Below are 16,252 nucleotides of genomic sequence, written 5' to 3'. Positions count from 1 at the left end.
TGCTTGACTTCTGCAGCTGATGAGCCGCTTCGACTGATGTCGCAGCGGCTTTTTTCGTGCGCTATTTGCTGATCACCGTGCATGACGCCTTCGCCTCAAACCACTGACCGTGTCTTAGTCGGTCCAGCGGTACGTCATTTTCGTCGACCGTCGACTGTCGAACCAGGCTTCCACTGAGTTCAATGTCGGTCTAAGCCGCACTTGTCGTTACTCATAACAGATTTCACGGCATCCACTTACTTGGCAGCATGGGCGGTTTGAGATAGTCTGTGGATTCATTGCTTCTCGCCTCATCGCAACCGCAATTCGGAGTCAATTGCCACATGCCAGCCCTCAGTCACCGCTTCCTGCCTCTCTTGCTCGTCCCCGTTCTGCTCACGCTGACGGACGTCAATATGTCTTCTGCCGCCGACGAAGTACCGGACGGCTTTCAGGCCATCTTCAACGGAAAAGATCTGACCGGCTGGCACGGCAGGCCGCATTTCGATCCTCGCAAACTGGCCGCGATGACGGATGAAGAACGCGAAGCCAAGAAGAACGAATGGACGGAAGACGCCCAAAAACACTGGTCTGTAGAAAATGGCGAACTGGTCAATGACGGTCATGGTGCTTACCTGACGACCGACAAAGACTACGGCGACTACGAACTGCGACTGGAATACAAAACTGTTCCACGAGCAGACAGTGGGATCTATCTAAAAGGCACGCCGCAGGTACAGATTTGGGACTACACCGATCCATCCAAGTTTGGGATCGGATCCAGCCTCGGCAGTGGTGGCCTGTGGAACAACAGCGCGGGAGCTCCTGGCAAAGATCCGTTTGTGTTGTCTGACCGACCGTTTGGCGAGTGGAACAAGGTTCGCATTCGACAACTGGGGGCTCGCACCACCGTGTGGTTGAACGACATGCTGGTGGTCGACAACGCGATCATGGAAAACTACTGGGACCGCAAGTCGCCGCTGTTTCTCACTGGCCCAATTGAACTGCAGACTCACGGTGGTGAGATCCGCTGGAGGAACGTTGCTGTCCGTGAGTTTAAACCGGAAGAAGCGAACCAATATCTGAGCCAGCATGAAAGTCAGGCCTTTAAGTCTCTATTCAATGGTAAAGATCTGAGCGGCTGGACGGGTGCCGTGGAAAACTACGAAGTGGTTGACGGAGCCATTCGTTGTAAAGCGGGGCACGGTGGCTTGTTGTTGGCGGAAAAGGAATACGCCAACTTCATTGTTCGTCTGGAATTCAAGTTGCCGCCAGGCGGTAACAACGGATTGGCGATCAGATCACCCGGTGACGGCGATGTGGCGTACAACGGCATGTGCGAACTGCAGGTGTTGGATTCCGAACACGAAAAGTATGCAGGCCTGGACGATCGGCAGTACCACGGTTGTGCGTATGGAATGGCGGCCGCTCACCGTGGCTATCTGCGAGAAACGGGCGAATGGAATTTCCAACAGGTCACGGTCAACGGCAGCACCATCAAGGTGGAACTGAATGGCAACATCATCATGGATGCAGACCTGTCTAAAGTGACAGAGTTTCTGGCCGAGAAACCTCATCCTGGCCGTGAACGCACGAGTGGCTTTTTCGGATTCGCGGGACACAACGATCCCGTCGAATTCCGTAACGTGTCTATCAAAGAATTGCCCGCCACAGCCGGCAAGGAATAGTTGCCAGGGCCTCGTAAGCGAATCTGATTTTCTGACAATGCCGTCGAGTAAGCAGCCGTCCGGATGCTCATGTTGTGTGAGCACCGTGCGGCTCGCTGTCGACGGCATTCGCTTTGCCTGCTAACGGACCTTCCTGCCATCGAGCATGAAATCAACGCCCTGTTGAAATCCACTGGCAAAGTGAAAGCCACCGTGATGCGGCCCTTCAGCGGCAATCACATTGTCGTACGGCAGTTCCGGACTGCTAAGCCACGCGGCGTACAGATTGATCGGTGCGTCGAACAGATAAAATGATTCACGCCCGGAGACTGGCACGAGAACGTAGTGAGCGACTTCGATCGATTGCAGGGAACCGCCGTCGAGAGTCGTGCGGCGTGGACAGCGATACAGCCGCGGAAGTTGGAGCAGTTGGGAGGGAGCGTTGGTGATGGGCAGTCCATCCGGAATGGAATCCTTGAGCTTCGCTTGCTCCATGAAGGGTAAGATTTCAACCATCCAGCCTCCAACCTGCCCGGGTGGGGCAGGTGCGGGCATGCGTTTATGAGCCTCCGTAAACTGAGCGACTGCAAGATTTAATTGATGCAGGTTATTTTTGCAGACGGCTTCCCGCGCTCGTTCGCGAGCCGATTGCACGGCAGGTAGAAGCAGCGCCAGCAGCAGAGAGAGGATGCCTAACACCACAAACACTTCCAAAATTGAAATACCTCGGCGATGGCGCATTGGACGGTCCTCCGGTCGACTGTTATTCAATCTGCTGTCCGCGTGTTCGATCAAATCGTATTGCGGTCTCGGCACCGCTTACAGCCGAACTGCCGGTCGCTTTGCCGATCGAACGGCTTCTGACGGTTAGCGAACCACTCTCACGCAATGATCCAAACCGTTTTGGATTATGTTTAGGAAGTGTCGGCTTTTGCCAGGACAGGCGGCGATCCGTATCGAATAATCCTGTGTCAACGAATCTCATCTTCCCAAATTGCGCGACGGCCCCGGAACGCTATCGCAACGAGTTCGATTTTTTGAACTCGGCAACAACCTTCAGGAATCACACCGGCAGCCCATGTCACGCACGGCAGAAATCAGTCGCGAAACAGCGGAAACGCAAATCCACTTAAAGATCGATCTGGACGGTTCCGGCCAGAACGACATTAAGACCGGGGTTGGCTTCTTCGATCACATGCTCACGTTATTTGCTCGGCATGGCTTGTTCGACCTGACCGTCAAAGCGACCGGCGATGTGTATGTGGATGATCACCACACAGTGGAAGACGTAGGCATCTGCCTTGGTCGAGCGATCGCGGAAGCGGTTGGCGATAAGAAGGGCATTAACCGCTACGGCAGCCTGTCGTTGCCCATGGAAGAAACGCTGGTCACGTCGGCACTCGACCTAAGCGGACGATTTGCCTTTGTGTACAAGGTGGCCTTCCCGACCGAGAAGATTGGGACGTTCGACACCGAGTTAGTACAGGAATTCTGGAACGCTGTTGCCTCAAACGTGATGATGAATCTCCATTTGGTGCTGCACCACGGTTCGAACAGCCATCATATTTCGGAAGGTGTGTTCAAAGCGACCGCGCGAGCGTTGCGACAGGCTGTGACCATCGACCCAAGACAGCCCGGCATTCCGTCCTCGAAGGGCACGCTCACCGGTTAACGTAGGCGATGTTCAGCCAGCCGGGAACGGACAGCGTTTTTCACGCATGGACCGCGCGCATCGCAACGCGCGGCTGCAGGAAGTGGCTCCTGGCGAACACTTCAGGCCTTAGCGCTGAAGTCGCCTTGCGTCAGTGTTGTGGCGTAGGCGTCCTGTAGTTCATCCTGTGAATTGACGCACATATTCAGGTCCTTCAACTTGCCGTCGGTTAGTGCATAAATCCAGCCGTGCACAGATAGTGACTGACCCCGACGCCACGCATCGCGGACGATCGTAGTGCGGCAAACGTTTGATACCTGCTCAATAACATTCAGCTCGCACAACCGGTTTGCGCGTGCGGTCATGTCTTCGATGGTCATCAGGCGGTCGGCATGAATGCTCTGAATGTCCTGGATGTGCCTTAGCCAGTTGTCGATCAGGCCCAGTTCTTTGCCCGCCATTGCCGCTCCGACCCCGCCGCAACCGTAGTGGCCGCAGACGATGATATGTTTTACTCGTAGCGCTTCGACCGCGTATTGCATGACCGACAGGCAGTTCAGGTCGGTATGCACAACCAGGTTGGCAACGTTGCGATGCACGAACACGTCGCCAGGATTCAGGCCCACGATTTGGTTGGCTGGCACTCGACTGTCGGAACAGCCGATCCACAGGTAGTCGGGTGACTGCAAAGTGGAAAGGCGGTTAAAGAAGTCGGGATCGGACTCGACTACGCCGTCGGCCCACGCGGTGTTGCGTTCGAATAAGTCGGACAGTAGTCGCATGTCTTCCGGTCTCCGTGAGTGATGTCGCGCTGGCCACTACGTAGCAGTTACGCTTCAACTATTGAAATGTGTTGGGGGAATTCCCCCGTATTGATTGAGCTTCTGCGGAATCAGTTTACGATGCCAGCTACGGGAGGCAACCGGTTACTCGGACCTCTGGTTATTGCGCGGGCCAAAGCGCGTGTTGTTTTCAAGGAAAGTCCTTATCGTGACGCCGCGTGTGATAGTCAAGTGTCCCAATTGTCGGGCGAAGACTTTTTTTCGGACGAACAAACCTTTGAAGAGCGAATGCACCGAATGTGGCGAAACGATCCGAGTTTTGCCAGGTTCGACGTCCAAGCGGCGTTTGCTTGTCTGTGCGAGTGCCACAGCGGCGATTGTCATTGCGGGCGCGATGGCTGCCTACGCGTCCGGTGGCTTTTCTGGTTGAATGGCGTCGACACGGACCTGTCGCCCAACACGTTGAGGCGAATAAGGCTTCGATCACATTGCCTCGATACAGTTCACGGCACTCTTCCTGCTGCGTTCCAGGGATTGTTGGCTCTGCAGTAGCCCCAAACAAACGTAAGAGTGCGACCGCCTGCATCAGTCCTTGCTGGGCGCGGTGCGCGAGCATCGCAACTGGGTTGTTCCGTTATCGTCCTGCAACAGTAACAGGCCGCTTTCGTCTAACTGCCAGCGGGTGACTTTCTTCAGGGCGGACAGGAACTTCGCTTCCTGTTCCATCAGTGCCGGTGATCCGGCGGCTCGCGTTGTGGCGAGGCCCATTTGCAGTCCCAGTTTGGGGCCGTCGATGTTGACTTTGGCCGTGTAGCGGTTGACGCCAGTGCTTCCGAAAACGTCTCCGTTCTGTGCAAAGCGAATCGTTGTATCGGTCACGCCGCCACCCGCGATGTCTGCGACTCGCCAGGTTCCAACCAACGCTTCAATAGTGAGCGGGTTGGGGGAATCATTGTCAGAGGTAGCTGGATCTTTAATCAGCTTGGCAAGTGCTTCAACGCCCGCACTGGCGACTTCGGCGTCTTCTTCACCCTTCGCGCCCCCGACGCCGATGGCACCGATGACTTGTCCTTCAATCACAATTGGGACGCCACCTTTCAGTGTCGTGAACTTGCCTCCGCTGACTTCAGCCGCGCGTTCGACCGCCAGACTCAAGTGCGTATCCATCGCGTCCGCATTGGGCAGCGGTCCCGTGGCACCTCGCTTGGTGGCGGCCGCCGTGGCTTTTGTGATGGACGTATAAATGCTGGCCGGACGAGCTCCTTCCATTCGTGCGAAGGTAAGCAAGTGACCACCGTCGTCGACCACGGCGATGTTCACCTTCACGCCCATTTCGTGCGCCTTCAGCTTAGCTGCAGCGAGTGCTTTTTCAGCTCCTGCCAGCGTAAGTTGGATTCGATTTCGATGGATCAACGGTTCAGTCGTTGCCGAGCGTGGCTGCTGTGCGTTTGCCGCAGCAACGGACGTGACGATCATCGCAGCGACGGCTAGTCGAAGCGCATGTGCCGGGCGAGGGGGCGTCTGATTCATTTCCATTCCCAATCTGAATCTGAAAACTTTATTCGTCTGCCGCATCATGTCGCGCCGGAGATTCATCAATGATCGTTCCCGTCCATTGCGAGACGTGCTTACGGTAGGCCGCTCGACCGATCATGTGAGCGGCGACGGGAGCGGTCATAAACAGGAAGCCCACAATCAGGACGGCGGCTGTCGCCGTTTCCATGTCTGCAAACTGGATTGCGGCGGCAAGAATCGTGCAGCCAACGCCCAAAGTGGCGCTCTTCGTTGCACCGTGCATGCGAGTGTACAGGTCCGGCATTCGCACCACAGCAACAGCCGACAACAGCGCGAACGCCGTGCCGGTAATCAGCAAAAAGACAGTGATCGCATCTGTCATTTTTGACGCTCCTGCTGCAGGTACCACGAAAACCCGATCGTGCCGATGAAATTGAACAACGCCACCACCATTGCGACTCGCAGAAAAATAACGTCACCCGTTTCGATCGCGCTGACTGCGATGAGGCCGACCAGAAGCGTCGCAATTAAGTCCAGTGCGACGACGCGATCGGGCAGTGAAGGGCCTATCACCAGTCGCAGGAAGGCCAAAGCCAGGGAGAACACCAGCACAGCCAATACGATTTGTGTTGTGAGAGCCACCATTTTTGTTGAGGCAAAGATAGGTTCAAAAAGAATTGTCGCCGCAGGAAGATTCGTCATCGCATTAGCTCCAGCAGACGACGTTCGAAGCCGTTCTTGATGCTGTCACGAACGCTGTCCGCATCGTCGACAAACATCGCGTGCACGTACAGGACGCGGCGATCTTCAGATACATCCAAACTAAGCGTCCCCGGTGTGAGTGTGATCAGATTTGCCAGCAATGTGATTTCCTGATCCGTTTTAGCGTCCAGCGGAACCGCCACAATTCCCGGTTTCATATACAGATGCGGAGTCACCACGTCGTAGGCGACTCGCAGGTTCGACAGCAATAATTGCCACAGGAAATAGCCCGCAAACCGTATGGCGGCCGGCAGTCGACGAAAGTAGCGAGTCTCTGGCATGACGGGTTGAGCGACCCACAGAACCAGGTAGCCCAGCACGAAACCCACCGTCAAACTGGTGAGCGAAATCTGACCTCCAGCCAGCGCCCAGACAAAAGCGAGAAACACATTCGATAGAAATCGATTCATGAACGTTTCTCCCCCAGCACCGCGTGAATGTACAGATCCGGATTCAACAGTTGCTCGGCAGCAGCTATGGACAGATCCATCACCGGACCAGCCATGATGCCGATGCCCACCGTGATCGTGACGAGCACCATGGCGGGCGCGAACAGAAGGCTGTTTGCTTTTCGAGTTAACGCTTGTGGCTTCGGTTGGTCGGTCGAGCCATTGAGTGGAGCCGCCTTCCAAAATGCTTCTGACCAGATCTTGGTCATTGAAAACAGAGTCAACAGGCTGACTGCCAGTGCTGTGACAACGATCGCATATTGTTCGGCCTGCAGGGCGGCCGTAATCAGCGTTAGCTTGGCGAAGAAGCCGGACAGCGGCGGAATTCCAGCCAGTGACATTGCCGACACAAAGAACAGAGCTGCCAATAGTGGCGCGCTAAGCAGAAGGCCACCGATTTCCTTCAGTTTCCCCGTCCCGAAACGCTGTTCTACGATTCCGCCGATCAAAAACAGGTTCGTTTTTACGACGATATGATGAATGATGTAGAACACGGATCCAGCCAGAGCCAGTGGCGTGAAGACGGCCAGGCCCATCAGCATGTAGCCGATCTGGCTAACGATATGAAACGACAGGATGCGGCGGATTTCGTTTTGCGCCATCGCTCCAAGGACACCCGTCACCATCGTGAGGCCCGCGATGATCAGTAACAGCGAATGCGTGAACTCAGTGTCTGAGACAAACAACAGCGTGAACACTCGGATCAACGCATAGACGCCAACCTTGGTCAGCAGTCCTGCAAAAATCGCAGACACGGCGACTGGTGGAGTGTGGTACGACGCTGGCAGCCAGAAGAAGAGTGGGAACACGGCGGCTTTTGTTCCGAATGCAATCAGGAACAGCATGGCCAACACATTGACAATATCCGCGTCGTGAAAGTTGCGAAGTTTTACTGCCAGGTCGGCCATGTTTAACGTGCCAGTCGCAGCGTAAAGCACACCGATCGCGGCCAGAAAGACGGCTGACGAGATTAGGTTCAGCGTGACGTATTTGATCGCACCTTCCAGCTGCCCCTGTTCGCCGCCCAGCGACAGCAGCACGAACGACGCGATCAGCATGACTTCGAACCACACATACAAGTTGAAGATGTCGCCTGTGAGGAATGCGCCGCAAACGCCCATCAGCAGCAGGTGAAGCAGCGGGTAAAAGCCGAAGTCGACGCGAGCGTCATCGATGCCCGTGAGCGAGTAGATCGATACCGCAACGGCCATTACGCTGGCTAGCAGAACCATGATGCAGCTAAGCAGGTCTGCGACCAGAGTGATTCCAAACGGTGCGGGCCAGCTTCCGACGTTCAGCACCAGAATGCCATCGCGACGGACTGTGATCAACAACGTGATGGCCGCTGCCAGCATCACGAATGTACCGATCACGCCCAAAGTTTTTTGTACGCGCAATGACTTCCAGAACAACACCAATACGGCCATCGTTGCCAGCGGAATCGCGATCGGAAGCACCAGCAGATTGCTCATCGGTCGGTGGCTTTCAATTCGTGCAGGTCATCCGTATCAACGGTTTGATAGGTGCGATAGATCAGCACAAGAGCAAACGCGAGCACGGCGAAGCTGATTACGATCGCGGTGAGAATCAGCGCCTGAGGCAACGGGTCGGCGACGATTTTCAGCGGGTGCAGTTCCCCTTTGGGGACCACGGGCGGGCGTCCGCGCACAACCCCGCCCGCTGTGAAGATCAGCAGGTTGGCAGCGTGGCTTAACAAGCCCAGGCCGATTAACAGCTTCACAACACTCCGCCTTAGCATCATGTAGATGCCGGTGGCGTAAAGACCGCCGACGGTGATGGCGAGTAAAATATCCAAGGCCTACGATTCCTCCAACAACGTAAACACAAACACCAGCGTCACACCGGTGACGACGCTATAGACGCTCAAATCGAACAACAAGGGCGTGCCCAGGTGAACGTGGCCAAATCCGGGCACATGGGCTTCGCCCCACATGCCGGTCAGAAAACTGCGTCCCGCCAGCACCGGTAGCAGACCGCTGGTCAGGCCCAGCAACAGGCCCGTGCCGATCAGTATGCGCGGTGAGACTCGCAACACCTGGCGAGCTTCTGCCACTCCATTTGCCATCGCGTACAACGCGACCGCACCCGTTGTCATGAGGCCGCCGACGAAGCCGCCTCCTGGTTCGTTGTGTCCGCGCAGAAATAAGAACACGGAAAACAAAAGCAGAATCGGCAATAGGAACCGAGTTGCTGTTTTTAGAATTAAGGTGTCCATGAGTTACGAGCTTTCCTGATCCGGGTCCGGGCTGGCTCCGGTTGCCATCTGAGATGCGCCGGACGGCCGCAGAGTCAGCAGCGAATACACGCCGATCGCGGCGATGGACAGCACTGTGATTTCGCCAAGCGTGTCCAGAGCTCGAAAGTCGACCAGGATCACGTTTACCAGGTTGCGTCCGTGAGCCTCTTCGACGCTGTGATCTGCATAGAACGTCGAGATCGGATGGTCGGATCGCACTGTCATTGCAAACAACAGCAACACTGTGATCGTTCCTCCGGCCGTTGCAGCAACGAGTGCATCTCGCCATCGCGTTTTTCTGGCCGACAGTCGACGAAAATCGGGCAGCCGCGAAAACGCCATCACAAACAAAATCACGGTCAGCGTTTCGATGACGAACTGAGTCATCGCCAGGTCTGGAGCACCAAACAACACAAACAAACCTGCTACGCAGTATCCGACAACTCCCAGTGATCCGACCGCCAGCAACCACGTAGTCGCTCGTACCGCGACGACTGCCGCGACCAAAATGAGTGCGATCAATAACCCTTCATGAACGCGCACGTCCCATCCAAACGATCCGATTTGCGAAAGAGATTCCCCGCGAATCGCCAGCCAGACGCTAAACACCGTGGCCGCGATCATCGTCAACAGATAGATGCTGAGATAGCCGTTTTGCAGGACCGACGTTTGCCATCTCGCAACGTCGTTTGTTGTTTTCAGCAGCCAGCGATAACAAGCGGAAGGGGCCATGATCTGCAGGCCGGAATTGGCGAATCGTTTCCACGTTGCGGTGTTTGAACCATTCGTCCCCTCATCAATCTGGCTGGGCGCTGCTGTTGTTTCTTCAGTGTTGGCAGGTCCAGCGTCTGCGCTGACGACCAGCCAGTTCAACCGTCTACGACGCCAATACAGGGCACCGCCTGCTGCCAGCGTCAACAGCGACAGGATCAACGTCGAATTGAAGCCATGCCACAATGCCAGGTGCAGTGAAATGGGACTGCCTGCAATTGTGCCGCTGCCTGCAGCCAGAAGTCCTTCCAGCGCTGACGGCCACAAGCCCAACGATAGACTCGCCAGTCCCAACACCAGCGGGCCGCCCCACATGGCGAGGCTGCCTTCATGAGCCTTCTGCGTGATCGGCGTTCGTGTTCCGAAAAACGGCTTCAGGCACACCAGACCGGCCGCCACAAACAGCAGCACGTTAGATACGAATGCGATCAGAAAAAATCCACCGCCGACTGATTCGTAATACAGCTCCTTCGCCACAAAGCCAAACATAGGCAACACAGCGACCATCGATAATCCGCCCAGTGCGGCCGCCGCCAACGTCATTGGCATCACGGCACGCAGCCCGCCCAGTTGGCGAACGTCTCGCTCGTGCACGGCGTGATCGATCGCTCCGGCCACCATAAACAGGCCGCCCTTGTACAATGCGTGAGCGACCAGCATTGCCAGAGCCGCGGTGATGGTGGCTTCTGTGCCGATGCCCAGCAGCATGGTCAACGTGCCCAAAACGCTGATGGTGGCGTAGGCAAGAATCTGTTTCAGGTCGACAGCTCGCAACGCCAGGACGGCTCCCAGCATCGTGGTGATTCCGCCGACTGACGCGATTAGCCAGAACCATTCAGAGGTTCCTCCCATCACAGGATGCAGTCGGGCCAGCAGGTACACTCCCGCCTTGACCATCGTCGCAGAATGCAAATAGGCGCTGATTGGCGTGGGCGCCGCCATGGCGTCGGGCAGCCAGAAGTGGAAGGGGAATTGAGCCGACTTCGTGAACGCTCCGACCAGAATCAGCAGCAGTGCGGGCAGGTAGAACGCATGCTGTCGAACGACGTCCGCCTGTTCGGCCAGCAACGAAATTTCAAACGTCTGACCGGCAACTCCCAGCAGCAGCAAGCCAGGCAACAACGCCAATCCGCCGCCGCCCGTAACCAGCAATGCTTGTAGTGCGGACGCTCGCGATACCGGGTTCTCGTTGTTGAATCCGATCAGCAGGTACGACGTGATGCTGGTCAGTTCCCAGAAGATGAACAGTGTCAGCAGGTTGTCGGCCAGCACCAAGCCCAGCATGCTGCCCATGAACAGCAGCAGAAACATCAGCAGCAGACCAAGTCGATCGTCGCCCTTCAGATACGCGCCGGCGTACGTCAGGATGACCGAGCCGATACCGGTGATCAGCAATGCGAACAGCAGGCTGAGTCCATCCAGCCGCAGCGACAACACCAGATGCAACTGCGGAACCCAGTCCCACGACGCGGCCAGGACGTCGCCGTTAGCGACGGGTGTGAGGTTATTCAACAGCGCCGCGAATACGCCAGCCGGGACGAAGGCCAGCAGCCAGCCCGCGTGGGATCCCGCCCATCGATTCAGCCATGGAGCGGCCATCGCGGCCAACAGAATTGCCAGTAACCAAAGATGCATAAAGACCGTCTGGGACAAAGAAGGGCGTCACCAGACGCCTTCAATCTTCTAAATGGAACTCAGCAAAATCGCAAGCAGGATCACCGCCAGCAGCAGCAGTCGACCGAGCAGATTTTCGCGCGGCGTATAGTCGTCACATTTGTGCCGACCGTCAAACGACTTGTGGTCGTTGGTTGTGGGGTAAAGTGTTGACATGACTGGTTGCTCCCGTGTTCGAAAATTTCCACGCAAGGCGAAAATGAGACACACAGGTCAACAACGCAATCCGCGTGCCGTACTGTCGTCGTCAGCGATTTGTCAACGATTTGCTGTGCGGCTGTGAGCTGCCGCCGTTAAGGGGGGATGACAATGTCAACACCGGGCGACATACAGCGCCGCGAAACAAGGATGCTTTGGCCGTTCCCGTGGGGACATGCACTACCAGCGCGCCTTGGCGACTGTGGTGCGGCAAGTGTTTGCCACCCCTTGAAATTTTAGCCTCTGCAGTCCCCGGTTCCAATTTCCCTGCGTCGACCGCTTGTGAACGCAAGGGTTTCTACATCGGCTCGGCCCACCCCTCGGTCACCTTCGAAGAATGCGGTTGGTGAGCAGGTTCTTAGCCTTACTTCCGGCAATAATCGCCTCATACTTGAGTTTGGTGCCATCTATCCGTTGAAATTCACTTCGACCAGAAACGGCGAGATGTCATAATGTCGAGCGGCGAAGTCTTGTTTCGAGAGGGCCAGTTTCCAAAACTGACGCCCGAAAATGTAGAAGTCATCCTGAAAGATCATCATGCTCAACCGTCGAACAATGCTGCAGGGAATCGCCGCCGGTACCGGTGCCGCCGTCACTTCTTCGCTGTTCCCTCAACGTCTGCTGGCATCGCCGATAAGCAGCGCGACTCCCAAGCGGATTGTGTTCTTCATGCAGAACCAGGGCTTTGACCCGAAGACCTGTATTCCCGAAGGAATGAACACCAGTGGCTCGCTGGCGAAATCCAAACTTCCTGAGCCGATTAGTGCACTCGAACCTTACAAAGAACGCCTGCATATCATCAACGGCTTACATGGGCTTCACACCAGTCCGTCGCACAGCGCGTTCTTCGGCGCGTTGGGTGGTTATCGCGGGAGTGATGGTGTGCCGCCGAGTGCGCCGACGATTGACTATGAACTCAGCAAGGTGCTTCCGGAAACGTTGTTGCCTCATCTTTGCATCGGCATGGATTCGATTGAGAACATGAAGACGAAGCCGACGCTGGCGACACTCTCAGCCAGCGGTGCCGGGCAGCCGATCTTTATGCATTCGAACCCGAATCATCTTTATCAAATGCTGTTCGGCGGAATTTCGTCGGGCGACATTCGTCTTCAGCATGAAGCTAGATCGACCGTCATGGATAAAATCGAGCAACTGGCGGCTGCCAAGGGACGAACGCTGCCCATGTCGGACCGGCAGCGTTACGGCCAATACGTGCAGGGCTTTAAAGACGTGAACGGTCTCCGCGCGCGTTTGGACACGGTTTCCGAGCATCTGCAGAAGTTCGCGCCGGCGGTCGACGAACGATACACCAAGCCGGAGTTCGAAACAGACTGGCATGATTGCCTGCTTGATCTGGGTATCTCGTCGCTCACGTCGGGAATCACCAATACGCTGACCATCGGCTCGGGACGTGGTGAGATCTTCGGTGCGTGGAAGGGGCTGGGAATCGAAGAACAGGGGCACAACCTGGGTCACATGGAGCAGCCGGACAATCCGATCTGGATCAAGATTCGCCAGTACAACAGCCGCATGTTGGTCCGGATCATGGAAAAGCTGGAAAGCGTGCCTGAAGGAAGCGGCACCATGATGGACAATACGTTGATTGTCTACACCAGCAACAATGCCGACAAGCAGCACACCAACGGTGCCAACTGGCCCGTCATGCTGTTGGGCGACATGGGCGGTGCCTTCAAAACAGGTTGCTTCACGCAACTGGACGGCAAGCGACCGATCAACGCGCTGTACACGTCACTGTTGCGTGCGGCCGGCCAGAATTGTGATCGTTTCAACATGGACGAAAAAATGGCCGGCAAGTTTGACGACAGCACCGGCCCGCTTAAGGAAGTGCTGGTATGAATCGCGGCAGATTCGCGCTGGCAGTCTCGCTTGTGTTGAGCGTTCTTTCCGTCGCAACTGGTCAGACTTACACGCCCGGCCAACCGGTTGAAAAAGACTTTGACGGATTCGCGAAGTCATTTCTGGCGACTCATTGCATTGACTGTCATAGCGACACAGATCCCGCGGGCGATCTTTCGCTTGATGACTTAGGCCCGATCGATGAAATCAACGCAGCCACATGGCGCAGCGTGTGGGCTCAGGTTAGCCTAAAAGAAATGCCGCCGAAGGACGCGGAGCAGCCGCACGTGATCGAGCGACTGCAGTTTTCTGATTGGATTGTCGCAGAACTTTCTCGCGTCATGCGTGACAAAGGTGGGTTTCACGATCATCTCGATCCCAACAAAGGCAACTTCGTCGATCACAATTTGCTGTTCGGTCAGCTTCCTGACGGGGTCAAACTGAAGCCGACGTCCTCTCCGGCTCGAATCTGGCGAGTGTCTCCGCAGGAGCACATTACTCGGCTGAATGAATTAATTAACACGGAGCCGGCGTTTGACCCGAACAAGCCGGGCCTGCGTACTCATGGCGACGTCGTTCCCACAAACCACGGCGGGGAACTCAAACTCTACTTCGGCACCGATCGCATCATCCAGTGGAAAGGCGGGACGGTTGCCTATGCGACGTCCGTCAAGAGTGTCCCGGCCGTGCTGTCCTCAGCTCGCAATCACGGGCTGGAGAACTACCCGGACTTCTATTCCGTCAACAGCGCCGAAGCGACTCAGATTATGGGCATTGCTGGCGACATCATTCGCTACATGGCGGAAGGCCCGCTCAGCATCGCTCAGCCGTATCAGATCACGGATGATCCGAAATCCATCGCAGACAAAATGAAGGGCGATATTCGTGGCCTGCCCACCAGCATCGTGTACAGCACCAAAGTTGTTCGTCCGCTGACGCCGGTTTACGACCTGATGAAAATAGACGCCGTCACCGACGAACGTCTGCGTGCAGCGGTGGACTATTTGTTCGAAGCTTTAACATTCCGGCCGCCGAATAAATCTGAGTCCGATACGTATGTTGGGATCACTCAGCAATCCATCGAAAAGCTCGGCAAGAAGGACGGCGCGGTTTTGGGACTATCGTCCATCTTCCTCGATCGCGACGCGCTGTTTCGACCGGAACTGGTCGAAACCGGTCAACCGGATCAACACGGTCGAGTCATGCTGCAGGATTGGGAACTGGGTTTGGCCGTCAATCATGCGTTGCGATACATCCGGCCCGATGATAAGTTGCGCCACGCCATCGTCGAAGGCCGAATGCGTACCCGTGACGACGTACGGCGCGAAGTCGAACGGATGCTGGCGGACGAAAGCATCCGCAAGCCACGCATTCTGAGGTTTTTTCGCGACTACTTCGACTACGACCTTGGCGGCTACATTTGCAAAGATGGCCGGGCCCTCGCGGCCACGGGAGTCAATAACAGAGGACAGGCTCACTACAACGCAATGTTCGGCGCGACGGCAAGCACCGATCGGCTGATCGAACTCATTCTGAAGGACGATAAGGATGTCCTTAACCAGCTGCTGACAACCGACAAGGTCGTCGCCACCAAAGCCGACAACGTCTACTTCGGCACGCAACGCTCAAGAAAAGAAAAGGCAGCATCGATCGCTGCTGAGAGGAAGGAGAAGGCCGAGGCCGCGAAGAAGTCCGCTGCCGTGCTAAAGGCGGCGGAACAGGAAATTGCAGAACTTGAGGCCACGCTAAAAGAAGACCTCAACGCCAGGGATCAGAAGAAGACGGAGAAGGTTCTGGCGGCGAAGAAGAAGGCGTTGGCGGCGATGGAACGGGCCGCGAAAGGCACGCCGAGACAACCGATTATCTACCATGGCGTCAAGCAGGCAGACTTGTCAGGGCCGGAAATCTATGCTCGTGTGAGTCGCCGAAGTTTTGGCCGAGGTTCGATGAAGCCGGAACGTGTTCTGGCGACGGTTCCCGAAGGCGAGCGTCTGGGGATTCTCACTCATCCCAGCTGGCTCGTTTCACACTCCGATGCCATGGACAACCATGCCATTCGTCGAGGTCGCTGGATTCGCGAACGGTTACTCGGTGGAGGCATTCCAGACGTGCCAATTACTGTCGATGCCATGTTGCCGGATGAGCCAACAAACACGCTGCGTGAGCGTATGCGAGTTACTCGGGAAGATTATTGCTGGACGTGTCACAAGAAGATGGATCCGCTTGGGCTGCCCTTCGAAATGTTCAACCACGCTGGCTTGTACCGGGAAACGGAACTGGACAACCCCGTCGACACATCCGGCGAGATCATTGATTCCGGCGACGCGACCTTAGACGGCAAAGTCACCGACGCCATCGATCTGATTCGTAAGCTGGCCGCAAGCGAGCGAGCCGAACAGGTCTTTGTCCGTCATGCCTTCCGCTTCTGGATGGGCCGCAACGAAACGCTCAACGACGCCCCCGTCTTGCAGGAAGCGTGGAAAGCCTACAAAGACAACGGCGGCAGCATGAACGCCCTGCTCGTCTCACTCCTCACCTCCGACGCGTTTCTGTACCGCTCGCGGAGTGAGTCGTTGCCAGCCGAGGTGAATTCGAATTGAAACTCCTCCCCAGTTGGACCTGGGGACGAGTCGCGTTCACAACCGGACACGCGTTCCATCGGATTGCTAAATGGTAGACAACTGTCTAGA

General features: G+C 56.2%; 16 protein-coding genes. 4 read left to right on the top strand and 12 right to left on the bottom strand.

What is annotated here, in order from left to right; genetic code table 11:
• Positions 1–323 precede the first annotated feature (323 nt).
• The gene (locus tag Fuma_RS17830; protein ID WP_083732134.1) at positions 324–1,667 is read left to right on the top strand and encodes a 3-keto-disaccharide hydrolase; all 1,344 of its coding nucleotides are present in this window, start codon (positions 324–326) and stop codon (positions 1,665–1,667) included.
• 120 nt (positions 1,668–1,787) lie between these two features.
• Here the strand turns inward: Fuma_RS17830 and Fuma_RS17825 are convergent, their stop codons facing one another.
• Entirely contained in the window at positions 1,788–2,387 is a 600-nt protein-coding gene (locus tag Fuma_RS17825; protein ID WP_145944235.1) for a DUF1559 family PulG-like putative transporter, read from the bottom strand.
• 337 nt (positions 2,388–2,724) lie between these two features.
• Here Fuma_RS17825 and hisB point away from each other — a divergent pair, with 337 nt between their 5' ends.
• On the top strand, positions 2,725–3,318 hold the full coding sequence (gene hisB / locus Fuma_RS17820; RefSeq protein WP_077028385.1) for an imidazoleglycerol-phosphate dehydratase HisB: 594 nt from the start codon (positions 2,725–2,727) through the stop codon (positions 3,316–3,318).
• A 101-nt stretch (positions 3,319–3,419) separates the two neighbouring features.
• On the opposite strand, the gene can is transcribed toward hisB, so the two are convergent.
• The 11 genes from can to Fuma_RS36440 form a co-directional block, all read right to left on the bottom strand.
• Positions 3,420–4,079, bottom strand: coding sequence for a carbonate dehydratase (gene can, locus Fuma_RS17815; RefSeq protein WP_077025317.1), 660 nt, complete (start codon positions 4,077–4,079; stop codon positions 3,420–3,422).
• A gap of 585 nt (positions 4,080–4,664) precedes the next feature.
• The gene (locus Fuma_RS35340; protein WP_179954419.1) at positions 4,665–5,609 is read right to left on the bottom strand and encodes a heme-binding protein; all 945 of its coding nucleotides are present in this window, start codon (positions 5,607–5,609) and stop codon (positions 4,665–4,667) included.
• A 28-nt stretch (positions 5,610–5,637) separates the two neighbouring features.
• A complete protein-coding gene (mnhG, locus tag Fuma_RS17800; protein WP_077025314.1) occupies positions 5,638–5,976 on the bottom strand; it encodes a monovalent cation/H(+) antiporter subunit G in 339 nt (112 codons plus the stop codon).
• The gene (locus tag Fuma_RS17795) at positions 5,973–6,296 is read right to left on the bottom strand and encodes an MrpF/PhaF family protein (protein WP_218922192.1); all 324 of its coding nucleotides are present in this window, start codon (positions 6,294–6,296) and stop codon (positions 5,973–5,975) included. The genes mnhG and Fuma_RS17795 overlap by 4 nt, the downstream gene beginning before the upstream one ends.
• A complete protein-coding gene (locus Fuma_RS17790; protein WP_077025313.1) occupies positions 6,293–6,766 on the bottom strand; it encodes a Na+/H+ antiporter subunit E in 474 nt (157 codons plus the stop codon). The genes Fuma_RS17795 and Fuma_RS17790 overlap by 4 nt, the downstream gene beginning before the upstream one ends.
• Positions 6,763–8,277, bottom strand: a complete 1,515-nt coding sequence (locus Fuma_RS17785) for a Na+/H+ antiporter subunit D (RefSeq protein ID WP_077025312.1) — start codon at positions 8,275–8,277, stop codon at positions 6,763–6,765. The genes Fuma_RS17790 and Fuma_RS17785 overlap by 4 nt, the downstream gene beginning before the upstream one ends.
• A complete protein-coding gene (locus tag Fuma_RS17780) occupies positions 8,274–8,621 on the bottom strand; it encodes a Na+/H+ antiporter subunit C (protein ID WP_077025311.1) in 348 nt (115 codons plus the stop codon). Before Fuma_RS17780 ends, Fuma_RS17785 begins: the two co-directional genes overlap by 4 nt.
• A gap of 3 nt (positions 8,622–8,624) precedes the next feature.
• A complete protein-coding gene (locus Fuma_RS17775) occupies positions 8,625–9,041 on the bottom strand; it encodes a Na+/H+ antiporter subunit B (protein WP_077025310.1) in 417 nt (138 codons plus the stop codon).
• 3 nt (positions 9,042–9,044) lie between these two features.
• Complete coding sequence (gene mbhE / locus Fuma_RS17770; RefSeq protein WP_077025309.1) at positions 9,045–11,468, bottom strand: hydrogen gas-evolving membrane-bound hydrogenase subunit E; 2,424 nt, start codon at positions 11,466–11,468, stop codon at positions 9,045–9,047.
• A 48-nt stretch (positions 11,469–11,516) separates the two neighbouring features.
• Positions 11,517–11,663 carry a hypothetical protein gene (locus tag Fuma_RS35335; protein WP_158521048.1) on the bottom strand — a complete coding sequence of 49 codons (147 nt, stop codon included), beginning with the start codon at positions 11,661–11,663 and terminating at the stop codon, positions 11,517–11,519.
• Between the two features lie 449 nt (positions 11,664–12,112).
• Positions 12,113–12,244, bottom strand: a complete 132-nt coding sequence (locus Fuma_RS36440) for a hypothetical protein (RefSeq protein WP_257787775.1) — start codon at positions 12,242–12,244, stop codon at positions 12,113–12,115.
• Here Fuma_RS36440 and Fuma_RS17765 point away from each other — a divergent pair.
• Both Fuma_RS17765 and Fuma_RS17760 read left to right on the top strand, forming a co-directional pair.
• A complete protein-coding gene (locus tag Fuma_RS17765; protein ID WP_077025308.1) occupies positions 12,243–13,562 on the top strand; it encodes a DUF1552 domain-containing protein in 1,320 nt (439 codons plus the stop codon). The two genes, Fuma_RS36440 and Fuma_RS17765, sit on opposite strands and share 2 nt — an antisense overlap.
• Positions 13,559–16,162: a DUF1588 domain-containing protein gene (locus Fuma_RS17760; RefSeq protein WP_077025307.1), complete on the top strand. Its 2,604-nt coding sequence runs from the start codon at positions 13,559–13,561 to the stop codon at positions 16,160–16,162. The genes Fuma_RS17765 and Fuma_RS17760 overlap by 4 nt, the downstream gene beginning before the upstream one ends.
• Positions 16,163–16,252 lie beyond the last annotated feature (90 nt).

This window comes from Fuerstiella marisgermanici (assembly GCF_001983935.1).
Classification (GTDB): Bacteria; Planctomycetota; Planctomycetia; order Planctomycetales; family Planctomycetaceae; genus Fuerstiella; species Fuerstiella marisgermanici.
This window is presented reverse-complemented; position numbering and strand designations above follow the sequence as displayed.